The following is an 18,488-nucleotide window of genomic DNA, read 5'->3' as shown; positions in this document are numbered from 1 at the left end:
GGCTCAGTCGAGGGTGGCTTCGGCGCGCAGCTGGCGCTCGCGTTCGTGCCCCAGATAGTGGCGGATGGCGTGCCGCATCAGGTACAGCAGCGGGATCAGCGCGATCGCCGCCAGCATCTTGTAGGCGTAGTTGACCGTGCTGACCGCCAGGAACAGCGAGGTCGGCCACTTCTGCGGCCCCAGCACGAAGGCGATGTAGATCACCACGAAGCTGTCCACCAGCTGCGAGATCGCGGTCGAGCCGGTCGCGCGCAGCCACACCCAGCGCTCGCCGGTGGCGTGGCGGATGCGGTGGAACACCGAGACGTCGATCAGCTGGCCGGCGAGGAAGGCCACCACCGACCCGGCGATGGTCCACATGCCCTGGCCGAAGATCGCCGCGAACGCCTTCTGGTAGTCCGGCACGCCCTGCGCCTGCGCCGCTTCCACCCACCAGCCGGCCGGCGCCAGCGCGATGGCCGCGAAGGCGAACAGGAAGCCGTAGACGATCAACGCCACCGCCAGCCACGAGATGAAGCGCACGCCACGCTTGCCGAAGAACTCGTTGATGATGTCGGTCAGCACGAACACGAATGGCCACAGCAGCGTGCCGGCGGTGAAGCTGAGCGAGCCGGTCTGGCCGAACAGGTTCCACTCCAGCGGCGCGATGCCCAGCGTGTCTTCCAGCGCGAAGATCTTGACGCCGATGAATTCGGCCAGCACCGCGTTGGCGCAGAACACCGCGGCCAGCACGATGAACAGGCGGACCGCGCGGTCATCCAGGGTGCGCGGTGCGTGCATGGCTCAGCGGTCTCCGGCGCGGGTGAAGGGCATGGTCTCCGGCGCGACCGCGCCGCCGGAAATGATGAAGCTCATCGCCTGGTCCACGGTCCAATCGGTCGGCGTCAGCAGTTCGACCGGCACGATTTCAAGATAGCCCGAGGTGGGATTGGGCGTGGTCGGCACATAGACGGCCGCCAGCTCGCGGCCGCTGCCTTCCTCGCGGATCACTCGCGTCACCAGGCCGACCGACTTCATGTCCCGGTGCGGGAAGTCGATCAGCACCACGCGCTGCGTGCTGCCGGGCTTGGTCTCCAGCATGTCCAGCAGCTTGCGCGCGCTGGTGTAGATGACGTTGGCCAGCGGCACGCGCGCGATCAACGCCTCGAACCAGCGCAGCAGCCGCTGGCCGACCACGCGCCGCGTCATCGCGCCCACCGCGACGATGACGAACAGCGTGGCGACCATGGCGATGGTGTTCTGCACCCACAGCCCGTTGAACCAGCCCAGCGACTGCGGGAAGTTGGCGGCGATCTGGTGCGACAGCGGTTCCACCCACGGCTTGCTGATGCCGGACAGCAGCACGAACACGAACTTGATGACCACCCAGGTCAGCCAGATCGGCAACAGGGTCAGCAGGCCGGTGATGAAGAGCTTCTGCACCGAAACGCGGTGCGCGGGATGGTCGGGGGGCATGGCGTCATTGTAGGCCGGCGCTGACTCCCGGCTATATAGTCGCGTACAGGACGTTGTGGCAGGAGGAATGGAATGCAGGGGTTCTTCAAGTGGTCCGGATTGGTCGTCTTCGGCATGGTGGTGCTGGTCGTTGCGGGGCACTGCGTCAGCCGGTGGATACCGATGCCGACGGAAGACGAAAAGGCGCTGGCATGGCTGGATGCTCCCCGACCCCTGGCGGGCACGAATGGATTCGCGGCGCTGTGGTCGCTGCCGTTCGATATTCGGGTCGCCGATGCCGAGCGCCTGATGAAGGAGGAAACCGTGCGGCTCCGGGCGTTGCCGCTCTGGTCCGGGGAAGGTGCGGCACCGGTCCACACGTCTCCGCTGGAGACGTATCCGCGCCTGGATGACACAGCCGATGACAAGACGCTCTGCAAGGCCGGTCAGCCGCATTGCCTCGCCCAGGTACGGGCCAGGCTGCAGGAACTGACGCCGGTGATGGCGTCCCGCGCCGCGATCACCGCGCGCATCGCCGTGCTCGACGACTACGGCCATTTCCGAAGCCCGTTTCCCGCGCGGCCGGACACGCCGATCCCGTCCTATCGGCCGCTGATGCAGGGGCTGGTCGCGCACGCGTACACGTTCGCGCGCGGCGACCGTGAAGCCGGGCTGCGCGGCGTCTGCCGGATGGGCTCGATCGCGCGCAAGCTGGTCGCCAGTGGCGACATCCTTGTCGGTGGCCTGGTGGGGGCGTCGTTGATGGACGCATCGGGTGCGCTGTTCGTCGACATGCTGGCCGAGCTGCCCGGCGACCATCCCCTGCCGGACGCGTGCACGGGGGTCTTCGAGCCCGACGGCGCCATGGCCGCCGGGATTTGCACGGCCATGGCGGGCGAGGCGCGATACATCGCCGACGGATTCCGCGCGCTGAACGTCGCCGGGGCCGAGTCGTCGTGGCACCGCAAAGTCGTCGCGGATCTGTTCCTCGATCAGCGGAAGACGATCGCGCGCGGTGCGCGACGCCACGCCTGGTTCTGCGGCGCGCAGGCCGATGTGCTCATCCGTGCGGACACGCCGCTGGGCAGGGATGCACCGTTGTCGGGAGGATGGACGTTTTCCTGCCTGGCGAATGCGATCGGCTGCATTCTCGACAACATCGCCGCGCCTTCGCTGGCCGGCTACGCGGAGCGCTTCCAGGACGCGGAGGCGCGATTGCGGCTGGTGGCGGCGTGGCGGTGGTTGCGTGAGGCGCATGACGACGCGCGCCCGGTCGCGCAGCGCATCGCCGCGTGGCAGCAACTGCATCCCGAGGGCCGCGCGATCCGTGTCAGTGCCGATGGAAAAGGTCTTGCGATCGACCTGTTCCACGACACGCAGGCCTCGACCTTCACGCTGCCGCTGCCGTCCCGCAGCGCGGCACCGCCGGCGCCCTGATCAGCCCGCCCGGCGTGCCTCGGGCTTCAGTCGCACGTAGATCTGCTTGCGCACGCGGGCGACGACTTCGTTCTGCGCGTTGAACACATCCGCTGGCATCCAGCGCAGGTACTTCTGGCCGTTGGCGGCCTCTGCGCGGATCTCGTCCAGCACGAACGCATCCAGCCGGAACTCGGCATGCAGCGTGCCCTTGCCGGGTTTGACGAATTCGATCTCCGCCGCCTTGTCCCAGACGTAGTAATCGCGGCCCAGCCGCTCCTTGGCCAGGATCATCCAGAACGGATCGGTCATCGCGAACAGGCTGCCGCCGAAATGGGTGCCCACGTAGTTGCGGTTCCACGGGCGCATGCGCAGTTCGACCCGCGCGAAGCTCCAGTCGTGGGCCATCTCGGTGACGTGGATGCCGCTGAGCAGGAAGGGCGGCCACACATTGAAGATGTGCCGCAGGGTGCCGGGTTTCATGCAGGACTGTTTCGTGCGTTGTGCTGGGGGACGGGGAAGGATTCGCGGTTCAGAACAGCAGCGAGGACATCTTCCTGCGGTACTGGCTGACCAGCGCGTCGTCCTCGATCACGCGGAAAGCGTCGATCAGGCTCTTGCGTGCCAGGCCGTCCTCGAAGGCGCGGTCGCGCTTGAGCATGTCGAGGAACTGCTCCAGCGCGGCTTCGGAGTCGCCAGCGACCAGGGCGTGCACGCCCAGCAGGTGGCGCGCGCGCAGATCGTCCGCGTTCGCCGCCACGGCTGCACGCAGCGCCTCGGGCGACGGGGCGTCCTTGAGCGCCGACGCGAAGCCCAGCCGTGCGCGTGCCTTGACCGCACGGTCGTCGGTGGCGAGGTTGGCGGGCAGGGCGTCGAGCAGGCGTTCGGCTTCGGGGGCGTCGCCGGTCTTCAGCAGGGCGAGCACGAGATCGAGCTTCAGCTCGTCCTTGTCCGGTTCGGCGGCCACGGCCTCGCGCAGCGCGGCTACCTGCGCGGCTGGATCGAGCGGCGCGGCTTCGACGGCGTCGGCGGCGGCTTCCGCCGGCTGCACGCCATGCGACGCCAGGAACTCGCGCAGCTGGCCTTCCGGCAGCGCGCCGGGGAAGCCGTCCACCAGTTGTCCGTCCTTGACCAGGAACACGGTGGGGACCGAGCGGATCTGGAAGGCTGCGGCGATCTGCTGTTCCTTGTCGACGTCGACCTTGGCCAGCAGGAAGGCACCGTTGTACTCGCCGGCCAGCTTCTCGAGGATCGGTCCCAGCGTCTTGCAGGGCCCGCACCAGGTCGCCCAGAAGTCGACCAGCACCGGCACTTCCAGCGACTTGCGCAGGACCTCGGCCTCGAAGGTGTCAGTGGTGGCGTCGAATACGTGGGGCAGGTCGGTCATCGGCTCGCTCATGGCGGATGGGGGCGTGGCGGTCAGATGGTGCCGCGGGCGGGAGGATACAAGATGATGTAAAAAAGGTTTGACATTGGAGGATCAAAATGTAATGTATGAATTACATATTGTCTTCTGGAGCGGACATCATGGCATGGCAGCGAGTGGGCTGGCTGGGGTTGCTGGTGGCGGGCCTGTTGGCGTTCTGGGCCCTGCTGGCGGGCCCGGACGTGCTGGTGGGCGTGGATCTGGGCAAGTGGGGCACGGCCCTGCTGGTCACGGTGGCATGGGTGTCGCTGTATGCGATCTCGCGCACGCCGCTGGGTGACGTCGAGCGCGGCGTGTCGCCCGGCGAGTGGAAGGCCTGGGTGGGCGTGGCCTTCATGCTGGCGGCGGTGGCTTACTTCCTGGCCAAGGCCCACGTGTTCGCCCAGGGCGCCGTCTGGGACAACCACGGGGCCCGGGCGATCGGCCGCAACCTGGTGTTGCTGCTGGTCGCGTGGGCGGTGCTGACCCATGTGCTCGGCGCGCGATGGAAAGGGCGGGTGCAGGAAGACGAACGCGACCTTCGGATCGAACAGCAGGCGGCGGACTGGGGCCGCAGCGGATTGACGTTCTGCCTGATCGGCTTGGCGGTGATGCTGGCGTTCTCGCCGGCCGAGCGGTTGGCGTGGGCGACCCCCTTCATGGTCGCCAACCTGCTGGTGTTCGCACTGATGTGCGGCTGGCTGTGCGAATACGCCGCGACGGCGGTGATGTACTGGCGCGACCGCCGATGACCGGCACGCCGATCGCCAACGACATCCGCCGCCTGCGCTTCGGGCGCGGCGAAATGACCCAGCAGGCGCTGGCCGATGCCTGTGGCGTGACGCGGCAGACCATCATCGCGCTGGAAGCGGGGCGCTATGCGCCGTCGCTGGAACTGGCGTTCCGCATCGCGCGGGCGTTCGGCGTAGGGATCGAGGAGGTGTTCCGGTGGGAGGACGCATGAGCGCGGCATGGCGTTGGAGCGGGCCGGCGGCGGCGATGGTGTTTGTCGCGGTGCTGGTCGGGTTCGGCCTGGCGTTGTCCGGGTATTCGCAGGTCTTCCACCCGGTCGCCGTCCTCGGGGCGAAGGGCGTGCCGCATGCGCTGGGCTTCAACGTGCTGGGATTCGTCCTGACCGGCGCGCTGGCGGCTGCGGCGGCGCTCGATCTCCGTCGCCGTCTGCCGGAAGATGCGGGCTGGCCGTTGCGCGTGGGCGCGCAACTGACCCTGCTGTCGGCACTGGGTTTTGCCGCGATGGGGCTGTTGCCGCTCGATCCCGAGGATCTGGACAACCCGGCCAGCAGCCTGCATGCCACCGCGTGGATGCTGTGGTGGGTGGCGTTCGTGCCGGGCGCGCTGCTGGTCGCGCGGGGACTGCGCGGACGTCCGGCCTGGCGCCTGCTGGCGCGTGCGAGTGCCGTAGCGGCCCTGCTGGTGCTGTTCGTCACGCTGCTGGCGGTGGAGCTGATGCCGGCCGGCGTCGCACAGCGGCTGGGCTATGCGGTGTGGCTGGGCTGGCTGTGGATGGTCTCGCGCAGTCCGCGTGCGTAGCGCGGCGCTTGCTCCGCTGCGCTTCGATACGTAAACGACGAGTTGGATCCAGGAGCCGCCGGGCAAGCCCGGCGCCACTCAGTCCGCAGGCCTGCATTCCGGGAATGTCGTTCGTGGTGAGCCTGTCGAACCACGCTTGTCACGGCAAAGCGTGGATGTCGCGATGCGTTGCCCCGTCGCAAACAGCGTGGTTCGACAGGCTCACCACGAACGTAGTCCGGCTCACCGCCGGTGTTGCGGTCAACCGGCGTCGCTTCTCGCGCAGGGAGGTGAAGGCCTCCGCCGCGCGAGCGCGGCCTGACGGCTGCCCTTCCGCAAAATGGCGCGCTGCGGCGCGTTCGTCATCGCGTCATCGGGCGGTATCGTCGAGGCGCGGGCTGCGATACACCTTGCCATCCTTCATCACGAAGTCGACCTTCATCACCGCGTTGATGTCGGCCACCGGGTCGCCCGGCATGGCGACGATGTCGGCGCGCTTGCCGGCTTCGATGACCCCCTGGTCGTCCACGCCCAGCACCTCCGCGGCACGGACCGTGGCGGACTGCAACGCGATGTCGGCGGGAATGCCGGCTTCGACCATGTAGAGGAACTCGCGCGCGTTGTCGCCGTGCGGCCCCACGCCCATGTCGGTGCCGAAGGCGATCTTCACGCCGTTGCGGTAGGCCTTGCCGGCGGTTTCCTGGATCAAGGCGCCGATGCGCTGGGCCTTGGGTCGCACCACGGGCGGGAAATAGCCATCGATCTTGGCCTTCTCGGCCACGAATCGGCCGGCGTAGATCGTCGGCACGTACCAGGTGCCGTGCTGCTTCATCAGCCGCATGATCTCGTCGTCCATGTAGGTGCCGTGCTCGATGCTGGTCACGCCGCCGAGGATGGCGCGCTTCATGCCCTCCTTGCCGTGCGCGTGCGCGGCCACGCGGAAGCCGTAGTCGCGCGCGGTGTCGACGACGGCCTTCACCTCGTCCACGACGAACTGCGGCGCGTCGCCAGACTTGGCATAGCTCAGCACGCCGCCGGTGGCGGTGATCTTGATGACGTCGCTGCCGTCCTTGTAGCGCTGGCGGACCGCCTGGCGGGCTTCTTCGGGCGAGTTGATCACGCCGTCGGTGGGACCCGGCGGGCCGAGCAGGTGCGACAGCCGGTCGTTGTAGCCGTTGGTCGGATCGGCATGGCCGCCGGTGGTGGCGATCGACTTGCCGGCCGCGAAGATGCGCGGACCCTTCACCAGACCTTGGCTGACCGCGTCGCGAAGATGTGGCGCCACTTCGCCGCCCAGGTCGCGCACGCTGGTGAAGCCGGCCATCAGGGTCTTTTCGGCATAACCGACGGAACGGAAGGCGTAGTCCACCGGATCCAGGCGGAAGCCCTCGGAATAGCTCTGCGGGCTGGATTCGCTGCCGAGATGGACATGCAGGTCGGTCCAGCCGGGCGTGCAGGTGCGGTCGGCCAGGACGATGGACTCGGCATCGGCGAGCTTGGCGCGGCCCGGGATGACCTCGGCGATCCGGCCGTCCCGTACCAGGACCGTGTGTTCGCCCAGCACCTTGCCGCTGCGGGCGTCGAACAGGCGCTCGCAGTGCAGGGCCAGGGTGGTGGCCGGCGTGGCGGCTTCGGCGGCAAAGGCCGGCACGCCGACGGCGGCCAGGGCTAGGGCGAGCAAGGTCTTGGTCATGGAGGTCCCCGGTTTCGACCCGTCCATGCTAACCGCTGGCGTGGCGGGCCATGGTGCGCTGCGGTACCCTTGGCCGCTTTGCCGTCGCCGTTGCCGCACACCACCATGTCCACTGTTGCCGAACCCGCTTCCTACGATCCGAAATCCGTCGAATCCCAGGCCCAGTCCTTCTGGGAGGCCCGGCGTGCCTTCGAGGTGAACGAGCAGTCGGACAAGCCGAAGTTCTACTGCCTGTCGATGCTGCCGTACCCGTCGGGCGCGCTGCACATGGGCCACGTACGCAACTACACCATCGGCGACGTGATCAGCCGCTACAAGCGCATGACCGGCCACAACGTGCTGCAGCCGATGGGCTGGGACGCCTTCGGCCTGCCGGCCGAGAACGCCGCGATCAAGAACAGGACCGCGCCGGCCAAGTGGACCTACGCCAACATCGAGCACATGCGCACCCAGTTGAAGTCGCTGGGCTACGCCATCGACTGGTCTCGCGAGTTCGCCACCTGCCGCCCCGAGTACTACGTGCACGAGCAGCGCATGTTCACCCGCCTGCTGCGCAAGGGCCTGGCCTACCGCAAGAACTCGGTGGTGAACTGGGACCCGGTGGACCAGACCGTGCTGGCCAACGAGCAGGTCATCGACGGCCGCGGCTGGCGCAGTGGCGCGCTGGTCGAGAAGCGCGAGATTCCGCAGTGGTTCCTGCGCATCACCGACTACGCCCAGGAACTGCTGGACGGCCTGGACAACCTGCCGGGCTGGCCGGACGCGGTCAAGACCATGCAGCGCAACTGGATCGGCCGCTCTGAAGGCCTGGAAATCCAGTTCGTCGTCGAAGGCCAGGACCCGCTGACGGTATTCACCACGCGACCGGACACGCTGATGGGCGTGACCTTCGTGTCGATCGCCGGCGAGCATCCGCTGGCACTGAAGGCGGCGGCCTCGAATCCCGCGCTGGCCGCGTTCCTGGAAGAACTGAAGCACGGCGGCGTGTCCGAGGCCGAACTGGAGACGCAGGAAAAACGCGGCATGGACACCGGCCTGCGTGCCGTCCACCCGGTGACCGGCGACAAGGTGCCGGTGTGGGTCGCCAACTTCGTGCTGATGGGCTACGGCACCGGCGCGGTGATGGCCGTCCCCGGCCACGACCAGCGCGACTTCGAATTCGCCACCAAGTATGCGCTGCCGATCCAGCAGGTGATCGCGCTGAAGGCGCCGAAGAACGACGACGAGAAGACCTACGACGCGACCACCTGGCGCGACTGGTACGGCGACAAAACGCGCGACGACCTGGAGCTGGTCAATTCCGGTGAGTTCGATGGCCTGGATTACCGCGGCGCCTTCGAGGCGCTGGCCGAGCGCTTCGAGCGCAAGGGCCAGGGCCAGCGCCGGGTGAACTACCGCCTGCGCGACTGGGGCGTCAGCCGCCAGCGCTACTGGGGCTGCCCGATTCCGGTCATCTACTGCCAGAGCTGCGGCGCGGTGCCGGTGCCGGATTCGGACCTGCCGGTCGTGCTGCCGGAAAACGTCACCCTCGACGGCGTCAAGTCGCCAATCAAGGCCGATCCCGAATGGCGCAAGACCAAGTGTCCGCAATGCGGCGGCGCCGCCGAGCGCGAGACCGACACGTTCGACACCTTCATGGAGTCGAGCTGGTACTACGCGCGCTATACCTCGCCGGGCGCGAAGGAGATGGTCGACAAGCGCGGCAACTACTGGTTGCCCGTGGACCAGTACATCGGCGGCATCGAGCACGCGATCCTGCACCTGATGTACTTCCGCTTCTACCACAAGCTGTTGCGTGACGCGCGCATGGTGGACAGCGACGAACCGGCCACCAACCTGCTGACGCAGGGCATGGTGATCGCCGAGACGTTCTATCGCGACAACGCCGATGGTTCCAAGGACTGGATCAATCCGGTCGATGTCGAGATCCAGCGCGACGACAAGGCGCGCGTGGTCGGCGCCACGCTGAAGGCCGACGGCCAGCCGGTGAAGATCGGCCCGGTCGAGAAGATGTCGAAGTCGAAGAACAACGGCGTCGACCCGCAGTCGATGGTCGACAAGTTCGGCGCCGACACCGTGCGCCTGTTCTCCATGTTCGCCGCGCCGCCCGAGCAGTCGCTGGAATGGAACGAGGCGGGCGTGGAAGGCATGGCGCGTTTCCTGCGCCGCCTGTGGACGCAGGTGCAGAAGCATGTCGCCGACGGCGCCACGTCCGTGCTGGACACCGCCAGCCTGACGGCGGAGCAGAAGGCCGTCCGCCGCAAGACCCACGAGACCATCGACAAGGTCGGCCACGACTACGGCAAGCGCCACAGCTTCAACACCGCCATCGCCGCGGTGATGGAACTGTCCAACCTGCTGGGCAAGTTCGACGACGCCTCGCCGCAGGGCCGGGCCGTGCGCCAGGAAGCACTGGAAGCGGCGGTGCTGCTGCTCAATCCCATTACCCCGCACGCCAGCCACGCCTTGTGGCAGGCGCTGGGCCACGAGGAAACGCTGATCGAGGACCTGGCGTTCCCGCAGGTCGACGCCGATGCGCTGGTGCGCGATTCGGTGACCCTGGCGGTGCAGGTCAACGGCAAGCTGCGCGGCACCATCGAGGTGGCGGCCGACGCGCCGCGGGATCGCGTGGAGGCCCTGGCGAAGGCGGAACCCAACACGGCCAAGTTCCTCGAAGGCCTGAGCATCAGGAAGGTGATCGTGGTGCCGGGCAAGATCGTCAACATCGTGGCGGCATGAGGGTGGACAACGGCTTGCCCCGGCGTTCACCTCCGGTCGGGCTACGCTATTGCCGCCCATGACGGGCTCGTCCAGACTTCGCCCATGATCCGATTCCGCCTGCCCCTCCTCGTTCTCGCCCTGGTCCTGCTGGCCGGGTGCGGCTTCCATCTGCGCAGCAAGATTGCGTTGCCGGCCGATCTCGGCCCGGTCCGCGTCACCTCGTCGTCGGCCTCGTACAGCGCGCTGGTGACCAGCCTCTCGCGTGGCCTGCAGGCGGCGGGTGCGACCCTTGCGGCGCCGATCGGCGAAGAGGACAGCACAGCGTCGAGCGACACGCAGGTTGCCACGCTGCGTGTCGTCTCCGAGCGCTGGGGCGATCTGCCGATCGCGATCGACCAATTCGGGCGTTCGCAGGAATTCAGCCTCCGCTATGCGGTGGTGTTCGCCTTCAAGAAGGCCGACGGCACCGATCTGGTGCCGCAGCAGGTCGTCGAGCTGTCGCGCGACTACGTGTCGCCGCCAGAGGACGCCACGGGTACCACCACCGAACGCGAAGTACTTGCCGACGAACTGCGCCGCGAGATGGCCGCTTCGATCCTGCGCCGCATCGATGGTGTGGTGCGCTCGGGCCAGGTGAACGCGGCCCCCTGATGGAACTCAAGCCGGAACAGCTGGCGGCGCGCGGAACCTCCGAGCCGCTGCTGCCGGTCTATCTGATCGCCGGGCCGGAGCCGCTGCGCGTGCTCGAGGCCGCTGATGCCGTCCGCGCCCATGCGCGTGCCCAGGGTGTCGGTGAGCGCGAAGTCTTCGACGCTGACGGCCGCGATTTCGACTGGGGCCAGCTGGAAGCGAGCTTCAGTGCGCCCAGCCTGTTCAGCGCCCGGCGGCTGGTCGAAGTCCGCCTGCCGGGCGGCAAGCCGGGCAAGGAGGGCGCGGAAGTGATCACCGCGTTCTGCGCCAATCCGCCTCCCGACGTGGTGCTGCTGATCACCTCGGGCGAGTGGGGCAAGGCCTACCAGGGCAAGTGGAGCGATGCGGTCACGCGGGTCGGTGTACTCGCGGTGGCTTGGGCCATCAAGCCCCACGAGCTGCCGGGCTGGATCGAAAGCCGCCTGCGCAGCAAGGGCCTGCGCGCCGAGCGCGATGCCGTGCAGCTGCTGGCCGATCGCGTGGAAGGCAACCTGCTTGCCGCCGCGCAGGAAATCGACAAGCTGGCGTTGCTCAGCGATGGCCAGACGCTGGATGTCGAACGCATGGAGTCGCTGGTCGCCAATGCGGCGCGCTACGACGTGTTCCGCCTGACCGATGCCGTGCTGGCGGGGCAGGGCGCGCAGGTGTCGCGCATCCTCGCCGGCCTGCGCGCCGAGGGTGACGTGGTGGCCGGGCTGATGCCGATGATCGTGAAGGAACTGCTGCGCACGGCGACGCTGGCGCGCGTGCAGGCCAATGGCGGCAACCTGGCCGCCGAGATGAAGTCGCAGGGCATCTGGGAAGCCAAGCAGGCGCCGTTCAAGCGCGCGCTGCAGCGCCATGCCGCGCCCGCGCGCTGGGACCGTTTCGTCGCCGAGGCATCGAAGATCGACCGCATCGCCAAGGGACGCGGCGACGGCGATGCATGGGTGGTACTGGAGCGGCTGCTGCTGGCCATCGCGGACGCGAAGGCCGTGCGCCTGCTGGTCGCCTGACCGGCGATGCTGCAGGTCTTCTACGGCGGCACCTTCGACCCCGTCCACAACGGACATCTGGCCATCGCCTGCGCCGCACGCGATGCGTTCGACGTGCCGGTGCGCCTGATGCCGGCGGCGGATCCTCCGCATCGCGCGGCGCCCGGCGCCACCGCGGCCCAGCGCGCCCATCTGCTGGATCTCGCCGTCGCGGACATGTCGGGCCTCTGCGTCGACCGGCGCGAACTCCTGCGCGCGCAACGGGATCCGGTCGGCCGCTCGTACACCATCGACACGTTGCGGGAACTGCGGGCCGAACGGGGTGAGGCGGTGCCGCTCGCGCTGCTGATCGGCGCGGACAGCCTGCTGGGCCTGCCGACATGGCGGGCGTGGCAGACGCTGTTCGAGCTGGCGCATTTCATCGTCGCTGATCGCCCCGGCAGCGGCCTCGATGCCGGCCTCGCGCCGGTCCTGGCCAGCGTGCTGGAGGGGCGCTGGACCGCGCGTCCCGACGATCTGCATCGTGCGCCCGCCGGCCGCGTTTTCCGCTTGAACCAGCCGCTGCAGACGGAATCGGCCACCGAGATCCGCCGTCGCATCGCCGCGGATGGGCCCTGGCGTCAGCTCGTACCGTCAGCGGTCGCGGACGCCATTACCGACGAAAGGCTGTACCTGTCACGGGTCGCCGACCCGGGTCCGCTATAATCAGGGCCGAGTTCCCTGAGCCTTCACGCCTTTGTCCAGCCAAGCCCACGTCATCAAGACCCGCCTCCCCAGCCCGCCGCCGGCCCTGCCGGACCTGCTCGCCACGGTACATGCCGCGGTGCAGGAGCTGAAAGCCAAGGATGTCGTCGAGATCGACGTGCGCGGCAAGTCCAGCGTCGCCGACTACCTGGTGATCGCCTCGGGCACCTCCACCCGCCACGTCAAGTCGATCGCCGACGAAGTGGTGCGGTTCGCCAAGAAGCTGGATGTCATGCCGCTGGGCGTGGAAGGTGAGCGCGAAGCCGAATGGGTGCTGGTGGACCTGGGCGATGTCATCGTCCACGTCATGCTGCCGCGCGTGCGCGAGTTCTATGCGCTGGAACGCCTGTGGACCGTCGGCGACCAGCCGCCGGAAGATGTCGAGACCGCCGACGAATCGCGCCTCTGACAGGTTCGCTCATGGCCAGGGAGGGTCGTTGGAATTTCTACGCACTCCGGGTGGATGACCAGCCCGCGTCGATCTACCTGGACCTGAGCCTGGCCGATGAGGTGCGGGTGGACGAGTACCCGGTCATGGCGTGGTTGCGCGTGGAGATGCGTGAACCCCGTGAGGACGGGCTGTCCAGTCAGCAGGAGTTCGACGCGCTGGTGGCGCTGGAAGACCGGGTGGTCCCTTTGCTGGCCCCTGATGGGCAAGGCGTCTACGCCGGTCGCAACACCTCCTCGGGTTGCCGCGATTTCTACTTCTACTTGGCGCACGGTGACACCTGGGACGCACGGGTCGACCAGGCCATGCGCACATCGCCGCACTATCGTTACCAGTCCGGACATCGCCCCGATCCGACGTGGAGCACGTATCACGAGTTCCTCTATCCCAACCCGCGCACGCGCGAGTCGATGGAGAACCGCGACGTCTGCGCCGCACTCGAAGAGCGGGGCGATACACTGCAGCAGCCGCGCGAGATCTGTCATTGGGCTTACTTCCCCAGCGCCGTTGCGCGTGACGAATTCTTGCGCAGGGCCGGCGCCATGGGTTTCAGTAGCCGCGCGCCGGACCGCGACGATGACGGGGAGCAGGAGTGGGGTGCACAGGTGTTCCGCCGCGATGTGCCCGCCTATGACGCCATCGACGACATCTGCCTGCCGTTGTATGACCTCGCGCACGAATGCGGTGGCCGCTACGACGGCTGGGAATGCGAAGTGGTCATCCAGCCATCCTAGTCAGCGCCCATGGCTCGGTGCGGCGCTGCACCTTGTGCCGTTAACATGCACGCATGAAATGCCGCCTCATCGCCACCGGCGAGCGTGCGCCGACCTGGGTCGCGCAGGGCTTCGCCGAGTATCAGAAGCGCCTGTCGCATTGGCTGCCGTTCGAGCTGGTCGAAATCGAACCGGGCCTGCGCGGGAAGGGACGCGATCCGCAGCGTGCGATCGAGGACGAAGGCAAGCGCGTGCTGGCGGCGCTGCCGAAGAGCGCGCATGTGGTGGCGCTCGAAGTGACCGGCAAACCCTATTCTTCCGAGCAGCTCGCGCAGCGGCTGGAACATTGGCGCACGCTGGGCCGCGACATCGCGCTGCTGATCGGCGGGCCGGAAGGCCATGCTCCGGACGTGCTGGCGGCCGCACACGAGAAGTGGTCGCTCAGTCCGCTGACCCTGCCGCACATGCTGGTGCGGCTGGTGGTGGCCGAACAGGTCTACCGTGCCGCCGCCATGCTGGCGAACCATCCGTACCATCGCGCCTGAGCTGCGCAGATCTTTGTGGGAGCGACGTGAGTCGCGAACGGATGGTGTATGCGCCGGGGATGGTCGAGGTGGAGGATCAGCGAGTCGCGGCGAGGTGCGCAGATGACCCAAGGTCTGCGGTCGCGACTCACGTCGCTCCTACAGAAGCAGAAAAGCCCGCTTTTCGGCGGGCTTTTCTGCTTTACGCGATGGGTGTCACTGCAGGTTGAACGCGATCGGCACCAGACCGTAGGCCTGCACCGCCTGCCCGTTCTGCATGGCGGGTTTGAAGCGCCAGGTCTTCAGTACGTGCTGCAGGGCCGAGCGGTCGAGGTTGCGGTTGCCGCTGCTGGTCTCGATGCTCACGTCGAGGGGCTTGCCGTCGATGTCGACCAGTACGCGCAGGACCACCGTACCTTCCACACCATTCTTCAACTCGCTGATCGGGTAGCGCGGCGCGGTCGCGTGGACATACTCCAGCGTAGCGGATGGCAATGGCCCAGTACCCATGGATGAGCCGCCGATATCGCCACTGTCGACCGTAGCGATATCGACCACGCGCTCGCTGCCCGTATCCACGATGATGGGAATGTCGATGACCGGCGTCTCAATGCGTGGCTGCACCGTCGGACGGGATTCAACGGGCTTGGGATCCACCCGCTTGACGATCTCGGCTTCAATCGGTTTGGGCTCGACCTGTTCCTTTTTGTACCACTCAATGACGATCTTGGGCTTCACAGGTGCTGCGATGGGTGGCGCCGCCATCGGCATCAGCAGCATGAGCAGGGCGGCAGCATGCACCGCGATGGCGGCCGCGATGGCGGCGATGCGGCCGATGTCGATGCGGGTATCGGAACCGTGGGGTAGTGCGCGAACCATGATCCACCTCCTTGAGGGCTGTGAACGGAACAACGCTCGGTCGCGGGGAGTGGGGTTGCAACGTCCCGGCGCCGCAAGCCCAGACTGTACTCCGGCGGAGGGCGTCCGCAAGGGGGCGGGCGTTCGACCTTCGGCGTAGTCCGGTGATCCGGCCGCGCAACGAAAACGGCGCCCCTCGGGACGCCGTCGTCGTCGGTGGTTTGCGGGGCCGATCTTACTTGCCCAGTTCGAACACCACGTCCAGGTTGATCGAGACGGTGCTTTCGCCCGGCGAGACCGGCGGCGCGCCACTGGCGTCACGCGCTTCCATCTTGGCCATCGCCATCATCGGCATCGGACGGAAGCCGCCATTGCCTTCGGAGATGCTGACGATGCGGCGCACCTTCAGGCCCAGCGACTTCGCATAGGTCTCGGCGCGGGCCTGGGCCTTCTTCAGCGCGGCCAGGCGGGCCTCGTCGTAGACCGGCTCAGGGTTGTCGATCTCGAAGCTGGGACCGTTGATCTGGTTGGCACCCACGCCGGCCAGGGCGTCCAGCACCTTGCCCAGCTTGGCGATGTCGCGGACCTTGATGCTGACGGTGTTGTTGGCCTGGTAGCCGGTGATCCTGGGGGCCTCGTTCTCGGCGTAGCGGTACTGCGGGTTGAGGCTGATGCCGCTGGTCTGCACGTCCTTGTCGGCGATGCCGGCGGCCTTGATGGCGGCCACGACCTTGGCCATCTGCTCGCTGTTCTGGCGCATGGCGGTGTTGCCGTCGACGGCCTGGGTGACGACGCCGGCGGAGATCGTGGCGATGTCGGGCACGCGCGAGGCCTCGGCCTGCGCCGACACGTTGAGCAGGGTGCCTTCCGAAGCGGCGGCACCGATACTGGCGAGGGTCTGGGCAGACGAAGTCATGGCGGCAGTGGTTCCCAGGGACAGGGTGAGGGCGAGCAGCAGGGGGCGGATCAGGGTCGGACGCATGGGATCTCCTATCGTGGTTCGAGTGGCGTGCACCCGGGTCGTCGTCGACGCGCAAGGGTGTTCACGATGACATGAACGGGCTGTGATCTGCGGCGGGGTTGCCCGTTCCGGCCGATATCAGCGGCCATTCAGTCAGGCGCCGCGGGTTATTCTTCCGTGATGCTCTACCTGGCCTCCCAATCCCCCCGCCGTGCCGAACTGCTGACCCGCCTGGGGTTGACCTTCGGACGCATCGATCTCGATATCCCCGAACACCGCCAGCCCAACGAGCCCGCCACCGACTATGTCCGCCGCGTCGCCCGCGAGAAGGCGGGTGCCGGCCTCCTGAAGGTCGTCGCCACGCCGGGCGCGGTGGTGCTGGGGGCGGACACGGAGGTGATTCTCGGCGACGAAGTGTTCGGCAAACCCACCGACGCCGCCGACGCCGCTGCCATGCTGCGTCGCCTGTCCGGCCGTACGCATCAGGCGGTGTCCGCCGTCTCGGTGGTCAGCGCTTCGCGCGAGGCGCAGGCGCTGGTCATCACCGACGTCAGCTTCGCCGAACTGGACGAGGTCGAGATCGCCGCCTACGTCGCCAGCGGCGAGGCGATGGGCAAGGCCGGCGCCTACGGCATCCAGGGGCGGGCCGAACAGTTCGTCACCCGGCTGGCCGGCAGCTACTCGGCGGTGATGGGCTTGCCCCTGCACGAAACGGCGAAGTTGCTGCGCGACTTCGGCATCCATCCCACGGCATCCGCCGCCATCGCGTCAGCCTGAGGAAGGATCCCCATGTCGGAAGAAATCCTGGTCAACGTCACCCCGCGCGAAACGCGCGTCGCGGTGATCGAAAACGGCATGCTGCAGGAACTGCACATCGAGCGCGGCTGGCGTCGTGGTGTGGTCGGCAACATCTACAAGGGCAAGGTGCAGCGGGTGATGCCGGGCATGCAGGCCGCGTTCGTGGAAGTCGGGCTGGATCGCGCCGCTTTCCTGCACGCGAACGACATCGTGCGTTCGTCGCCGGGCGCGGTGGTCGAGGGCGAGGACGCGCCGCTGCCCACGCCGCCGGCCGCGCCGATCATGGACCTGCTGCGCGACGGGCAGGACATCGTGGTGCAGGTGGTGAAGGACCCGATCGGCAGCAAGGGCGCGCGCCTTACCACGCAGATCAGCATTCCCTCGCGCTACCTGGTGCTGCTGCCGCAGTCGAAGGTGATCGGCGTGTCGGCGCGCATCGAGGATGAGGCCGAGCGCCATCGCCTGAAGCAGGTCGTCACCGAACTGGCCGGCCTGCACGGCGGACACGGCTACATCATCCGCACCAATGCGGAAGGACAGCCGGCCGAGGCGCTGGCCGAGGACATCGCCTATCTGTCGCGCGTCTGGAACGTGGTGGAGCGGCGCGGCCGCGAGTCGCCTTCGTGCAGCATCCTGTACGAAGACCTCAGCCTGCCGCTGCGCGCCGTGCGCGACCTGATCCGCAAGGACGTGGAGAAGGTCAAGGTCGACTCCAAGGAAACCCACGAGCGCCTGCAGGCCTTCGTGGCCAAGTACATGCCGGTGCTGGCCGAGCGCATCGAACTGTATTCGGGCGAGCGTCCCATCTTCGACCTGTACGGGGTCGAGGACGAGATCGGCCGCGCGCTGGACAAGCAGGTACCGCTGAAGTCGGGCGGCTACCTGGTGATCGACCAGACCGAGGCGATGACGACGGTCGACGTGAACACCGGTTCGTTCCTTGGCCAACGCAACCTGGAAGAGACGGTCTACCGCACCAACCTGGAGGCCGCGCAGGCGGTCGCGCGCCAACTGCGGCTGCGCAACCTGGGCGGCATCATCATCATCGACTTCATCGACATGGACGATCCGGAGCACCGCCGCCAGGTGCTGCGTACGCTGGAGAAGTCGCTAGCCAAGGACCACGCCAAGACCACCGTGTACGAGTTCTCGCCGCTGGGCCTGGTGGAGATGACGCGCAAGCGCACCGTGGAAAGCCTGGCGCGGCAGTTGTCCGAACCCTGCCCCGAGTGCAGCGGCCGCGGCAGCATCAAGACCACGGAGACGGTGACCTACGAGATCTTCCGCGAGATCACCCGCGCGGTGCGCCAGTTCGAGGCCGCGCGCCTGCTGGTGATCGCCTCGCCCAAGGTCGTGGCCCGCATCACCGACGAGGAGTCGACTGCCGTCGCCGAACTGGAAGAGTTCCTCGGCAAGTCGATCCGCTTCCAGGCCGACGAGCAGTACCTGCAGGAGCAGTTCGATGTCGTGCTGCTGTGAAGCCGGGAACAGGGAATCGGGAATGGGGAATCGCGTGAGCGATAGCCCGACAGCCGGCGTGTTGCCTTTGACGCCCCCATTCTCCATTCCCCACTCTCCA

At 67.6% G+C, this 18,488-nt stretch carries 20 protein-coding genes; 13 read left to right on the top strand and 7 right to left on the bottom strand.

The window, feature by feature from the left end:
• Window positions 1-3: 3 nt before the first annotated feature.
• Both MMG85_RS15770 and MMG85_RS15765 read right to left on the bottom strand, forming a co-directional pair.
• Entirely contained in the window at window positions 4-780 is a 777-nt protein-coding gene (locus MMG85_RS15770) for a queuosine precursor transporter (RefSeq protein ID WP_241046893.1), read from the bottom strand.
• Window positions 781-783: 3 nt separating this feature from the next.
• Entirely contained in the window at window positions 784-1,455 is a 672-nt protein-coding gene (locus MMG85_RS15765) for a DUF502 domain-containing protein (RefSeq protein ID WP_241046892.1), read from the bottom strand.
• A gap of 72 nt (window positions 1,456-1,527) precedes the next feature.
• On the opposite strand from MMG85_RS15765, the gene MMG85_RS15760 reads away from it, so the two are divergent.
• Window positions 1,528-2,871 carry a hypothetical protein gene (locus MMG85_RS15760; protein WP_241046891.1) on the top strand — a complete coding sequence of 448 codons (1,344 nt, stop codon included), beginning with the start codon at window positions 1,528-1,530 and terminating at the stop codon, window positions 2,869-2,871.
• On the opposite strand, the gene MMG85_RS15755 is transcribed toward MMG85_RS15760, so the two are convergent.
• Together MMG85_RS15755 and trxA are read right to left on the bottom strand one after the other, a co-directional pair.
• Window positions 2,872-3,333, bottom strand: coding sequence for a DUF4442 domain-containing protein (locus MMG85_RS15755; RefSeq protein WP_055935920.1), 462 nt, complete (start codon window positions 3,331-3,333; stop codon window positions 2,872-2,874).
• Between the two features lie 49 nt (window positions 3,334-3,382).
• A complete protein-coding gene (gene trxA / locus MMG85_RS15750; RefSeq protein ID WP_241046890.1) occupies window positions 3,383-4,237 on the bottom strand; it encodes a thioredoxin in 855 nt (284 codons plus the stop codon).
• Window positions 4,238-4,377: 140 nt separating this feature from the next.
• Here trxA and MMG85_RS15745 point away from each other — a divergent pair, with 140 nt between their 5' ends.
• From MMG85_RS15745 to MMG85_RS15735, 3 genes are read left to right on the top strand one after another with little or no spacing between them, the layout of a single operon-like run.
• Window positions 4,378-5,007: a hypothetical protein gene (locus MMG85_RS15745; protein WP_241046889.1), complete on the top strand. Its 630-nt coding sequence runs from the start codon at window positions 4,378-4,380 to the stop codon at window positions 5,005-5,007.
• On the top strand, window positions 5,004-5,219 hold the full coding sequence (locus MMG85_RS15740) for a helix-turn-helix transcriptional regulator (protein ID WP_277399914.1): 216 nt from the start codon (window positions 5,004-5,006) through the stop codon (window positions 5,217-5,219). The genes MMG85_RS15745 and MMG85_RS15740 overlap by 4 nt, the downstream gene beginning before the upstream one ends.
• Window positions 5,216-5,806 carry a DUF998 domain-containing protein gene (locus MMG85_RS15735; RefSeq protein ID WP_241046888.1) on the top strand — a complete coding sequence of 197 codons (591 nt, stop codon included), beginning with the start codon at window positions 5,216-5,218 and terminating at the stop codon, window positions 5,804-5,806. Before MMG85_RS15740 ends, MMG85_RS15735 begins: the two co-directional genes overlap by 4 nt.
• Window positions 5,807-6,155: 349 nt before the next feature.
• On the opposite strand, the gene MMG85_RS15730 is transcribed toward MMG85_RS15735, so the two are convergent.
• Window positions 6,156-7,478, bottom strand: coding sequence for an amidohydrolase family protein (locus MMG85_RS15730; RefSeq protein ID WP_241046887.1), 1,323 nt, complete (start codon window positions 7,476-7,478; stop codon window positions 6,156-6,158).
• A 105-nt stretch (window positions 7,479-7,583) separates the two neighbouring features.
• Between MMG85_RS15730 and leuS the strand changes: the two genes are divergently transcribed.
• The 7 genes from leuS to rlmH all read left to right on the top strand — a co-directional run bounded on the left by leuS (window position 7,584) and on the right by rlmH (window position 14,313).
• The gene (gene leuS / locus MMG85_RS15725) at window positions 7,584-10,217 is read left to right on the top strand and encodes a leucine--tRNA ligase (RefSeq protein WP_241046886.1); all 2,634 of its coding nucleotides are present in this window, start codon (window positions 7,584-7,586) and stop codon (window positions 10,215-10,217) included.
• A gap of 84 nt (window positions 10,218-10,301) precedes the next feature.
• Window positions 10,302-10,850 (top strand): LPS assembly lipoprotein LptE, encoded by a 549-nt coding sequence (gene lptE / locus MMG85_RS15720; RefSeq protein WP_241046885.1) that lies wholly within the window; start codon window positions 10,302-10,304, stop codon window positions 10,848-10,850.
• The gene (gene holA, locus MMG85_RS15715; protein WP_241046884.1) at window positions 10,850-11,884 is read left to right on the top strand and encodes a DNA polymerase III subunit delta; all 1,035 of its coding nucleotides are present in this window, start codon (window positions 10,850-10,852) and stop codon (window positions 11,882-11,884) included. The genes lptE and holA overlap by 1 nt, the downstream gene beginning before the upstream one ends.
• A gap of 6 nt (window positions 11,885-11,890) precedes the next feature.
• Window positions 11,891-12,568: a nicotinate-nucleotide adenylyltransferase gene (gene nadD, locus MMG85_RS15710; protein ID WP_241046883.1), complete on the top strand. Its 678-nt coding sequence runs from the start codon at window positions 11,891-11,893 to the stop codon at window positions 12,566-12,568.
• A 31-nt stretch (window positions 12,569-12,599) separates the two neighbouring features.
• Window positions 12,600-13,016, top strand: coding sequence for a ribosome silencing factor (rsfS, locus tag MMG85_RS15705; protein ID WP_055935896.1), 417 nt, complete (start codon window positions 12,600-12,602; stop codon window positions 13,014-13,016).
• A gap of 11 nt (window positions 13,017-13,027) precedes the next feature.
• The gene (locus MMG85_RS15700; protein WP_241046882.1) at window positions 13,028-13,789 is read left to right on the top strand and encodes a DUF695 domain-containing protein; all 762 of its coding nucleotides are present in this window, start codon (window positions 13,028-13,030) and stop codon (window positions 13,787-13,789) included.
• Window positions 13,790-13,842: 53 nt separating this feature from the next.
• Window positions 13,843-14,313, top strand: coding sequence for a 23S rRNA (pseudouridine(1915)-N(3))-methyltransferase RlmH (gene rlmH, locus MMG85_RS15695; RefSeq protein WP_241046881.1), 471 nt, complete (start codon window positions 13,843-13,845; stop codon window positions 14,311-14,313).
• Between the two features lie 195 nt (window positions 14,314-14,508).
• Here rlmH and MMG85_RS15690 read toward each other — a convergent pair whose 3' ends face one another.
• A complete protein-coding gene (locus tag MMG85_RS15690) occupies window positions 14,509-15,171 on the bottom strand; it encodes an energy transducer TonB (RefSeq protein WP_241046880.1) in 663 nt (220 codons plus the stop codon).
• A 214-nt stretch (window positions 15,172-15,385) separates the two neighbouring features.
• Window positions 15,386-16,132 (bottom strand): SIMPL domain-containing protein, encoded by a 747-nt coding sequence (locus MMG85_RS15685; protein ID WP_241046879.1) that lies wholly within the window; start codon window positions 16,130-16,132, stop codon window positions 15,386-15,388.
• Window positions 16,133-16,291: 159 nt separating this feature from the next.
• Here MMG85_RS15685 and MMG85_RS15680 point away from each other — a divergent pair, with 159 nt between their 5' ends.
• The gene (locus MMG85_RS15680; RefSeq protein WP_241046901.1) at window positions 16,292-16,888 is read left to right on the top strand and encodes a Maf family nucleotide pyrophosphatase; all 597 of its coding nucleotides are present in this window, start codon (window positions 16,292-16,294) and stop codon (window positions 16,886-16,888) included.
• A 12-nt stretch (window positions 16,889-16,900) separates the two neighbouring features.
• Complete coding sequence (gene rng, locus MMG85_RS15675; RefSeq protein WP_241046878.1) at window positions 16,901-18,388, top strand: ribonuclease G; 1,488 nt, start codon at window positions 16,901-16,903, stop codon at window positions 18,386-18,388.
• The last annotated feature ends 100 nt before the right edge of the window (window positions 18,389-18,488 follow it).

This window comes from Pseudoxanthomonas sp. LH2527 (assembly GCF_022539275.1).
GTDB lineage: Bacteria > Pseudomonadota > Gammaproteobacteria > Xanthomonadales > Xanthomonadaceae > Pseudoxanthomonas_A.
Note: the sequence above shows the minus strand (reverse complement) of the source record. Positions and strands in the feature narration are given on the sequence as shown.

What these genes read in the sequence shown, in the direction of transcription:
- MMG85_RS15770 (WP_241046893.1), bottom strand. Translation starts at nt 780, where the DNA reads ATGCACGCACCGCGCACCCTGGATGACCGCGCGGTCCGCCTGTTCATC.
- MMG85_RS15765 (WP_241046892.1), bottom strand. Translation starts at nt 1,455, where the DNA reads ATGCCCCCCGACCATCCCGCGCACCGCGTTTCGGTGCAGAAGCTCTTC.
- MMG85_RS15760 (WP_241046891.1), top strand. Translation starts at nt 1,528, where the DNA reads ATGCAGGGGTTCTTCAAGTGGTCCGGATTGGTCGTCTTCGGCATGGTG.
- MMG85_RS15755 (WP_055935920.1), bottom strand. Translation starts at nt 3,333, where the DNA reads ATGAAACCCGGCACCCTGCGGCACATCTTCAATGTGTGGCCGCCCTTC.
- trxA (WP_241046890.1), bottom strand. Translation starts at nt 4,237, where the DNA reads ATGACCGACCTGCCCCACGTATTCGACGCCACCACTGACACCTTCGAG.
- MMG85_RS15745 (WP_241046889.1), top strand. Translation starts at nt 4,378, where the DNA reads ATGGCATGGCAGCGAGTGGGCTGGCTGGGGTTGCTGGTGGCGGGCCTG.
- MMG85_RS15740 (WP_277399914.1), top strand. Translation starts at nt 5,004, where the DNA reads ATGACCGGCACGCCGATCGCCAACGACATCCGCCGCCTGCGCTTCGGG.
- MMG85_RS15735 (WP_241046888.1), top strand. Translation starts at nt 5,216, where the DNA reads ATGAGCGCGGCATGGCGTTGGAGCGGGCCGGCGGCGGCGATGGTGTTT.
- MMG85_RS15730 (WP_241046887.1), bottom strand. Translation starts at nt 7,478, where the DNA reads ATGACCAAGACCTTGCTCGCCCTAGCCCTGGCCGCCGTCGGCGTGCCG.
- leuS (WP_241046886.1), top strand. Translation starts at nt 7,584, where the DNA reads ATGTCCACTGTTGCCGAACCCGCTTCCTACGATCCGAAATCCGTCGAA.
- lptE (WP_241046885.1), top strand. Translation starts at nt 10,302, where the DNA reads ATGATCCGATTCCGCCTGCCCCTCCTCGTTCTCGCCCTGGTCCTGCTG.
- holA (WP_241046884.1), top strand. Translation starts at nt 10,850, where the DNA reads ATGGAACTCAAGCCGGAACAGCTGGCGGCGCGCGGAACCTCCGAGCCG.
- nadD (WP_241046883.1), top strand. Translation starts at nt 11,891, where the DNA reads ATGCTGCAGGTCTTCTACGGCGGCACCTTCGACCCCGTCCACAACGGA.
- MMG85_RS15700 (WP_241046882.1), top strand. Translation starts at nt 13,028, where the DNA reads ATGGCCAGGGAGGGTCGTTGGAATTTCTACGCACTCCGGGTGGATGAC.
- rlmH (WP_241046881.1), top strand. Translation starts at nt 13,843, where the DNA reads ATGAAATGCCGCCTCATCGCCACCGGCGAGCGTGCGCCGACCTGGGTC.
- MMG85_RS15690 (WP_241046880.1), bottom strand. Translation starts at nt 15,171, where the DNA reads ATGGTTCGCGCACTACCCCACGGTTCCGATACCCGCATCGACATCGGC.
- MMG85_RS15685 (WP_241046879.1), bottom strand. Translation starts at nt 16,132, where the DNA reads ATGCGTCCGACCCTGATCCGCCCCCTGCTGCTCGCCCTCACCCTGTCC.
- MMG85_RS15680 (WP_241046901.1), top strand. Translation starts at nt 16,292, where the DNA reads ATGCTCTACCTGGCCTCCCAATCCCCCCGCCGTGCCGAACTGCTGACC.
- rng (WP_241046878.1), top strand. Translation starts at nt 16,901, where the DNA reads ATGTCGGAAGAAATCCTGGTCAACGTCACCCCGCGCGAAACGCGCGTC.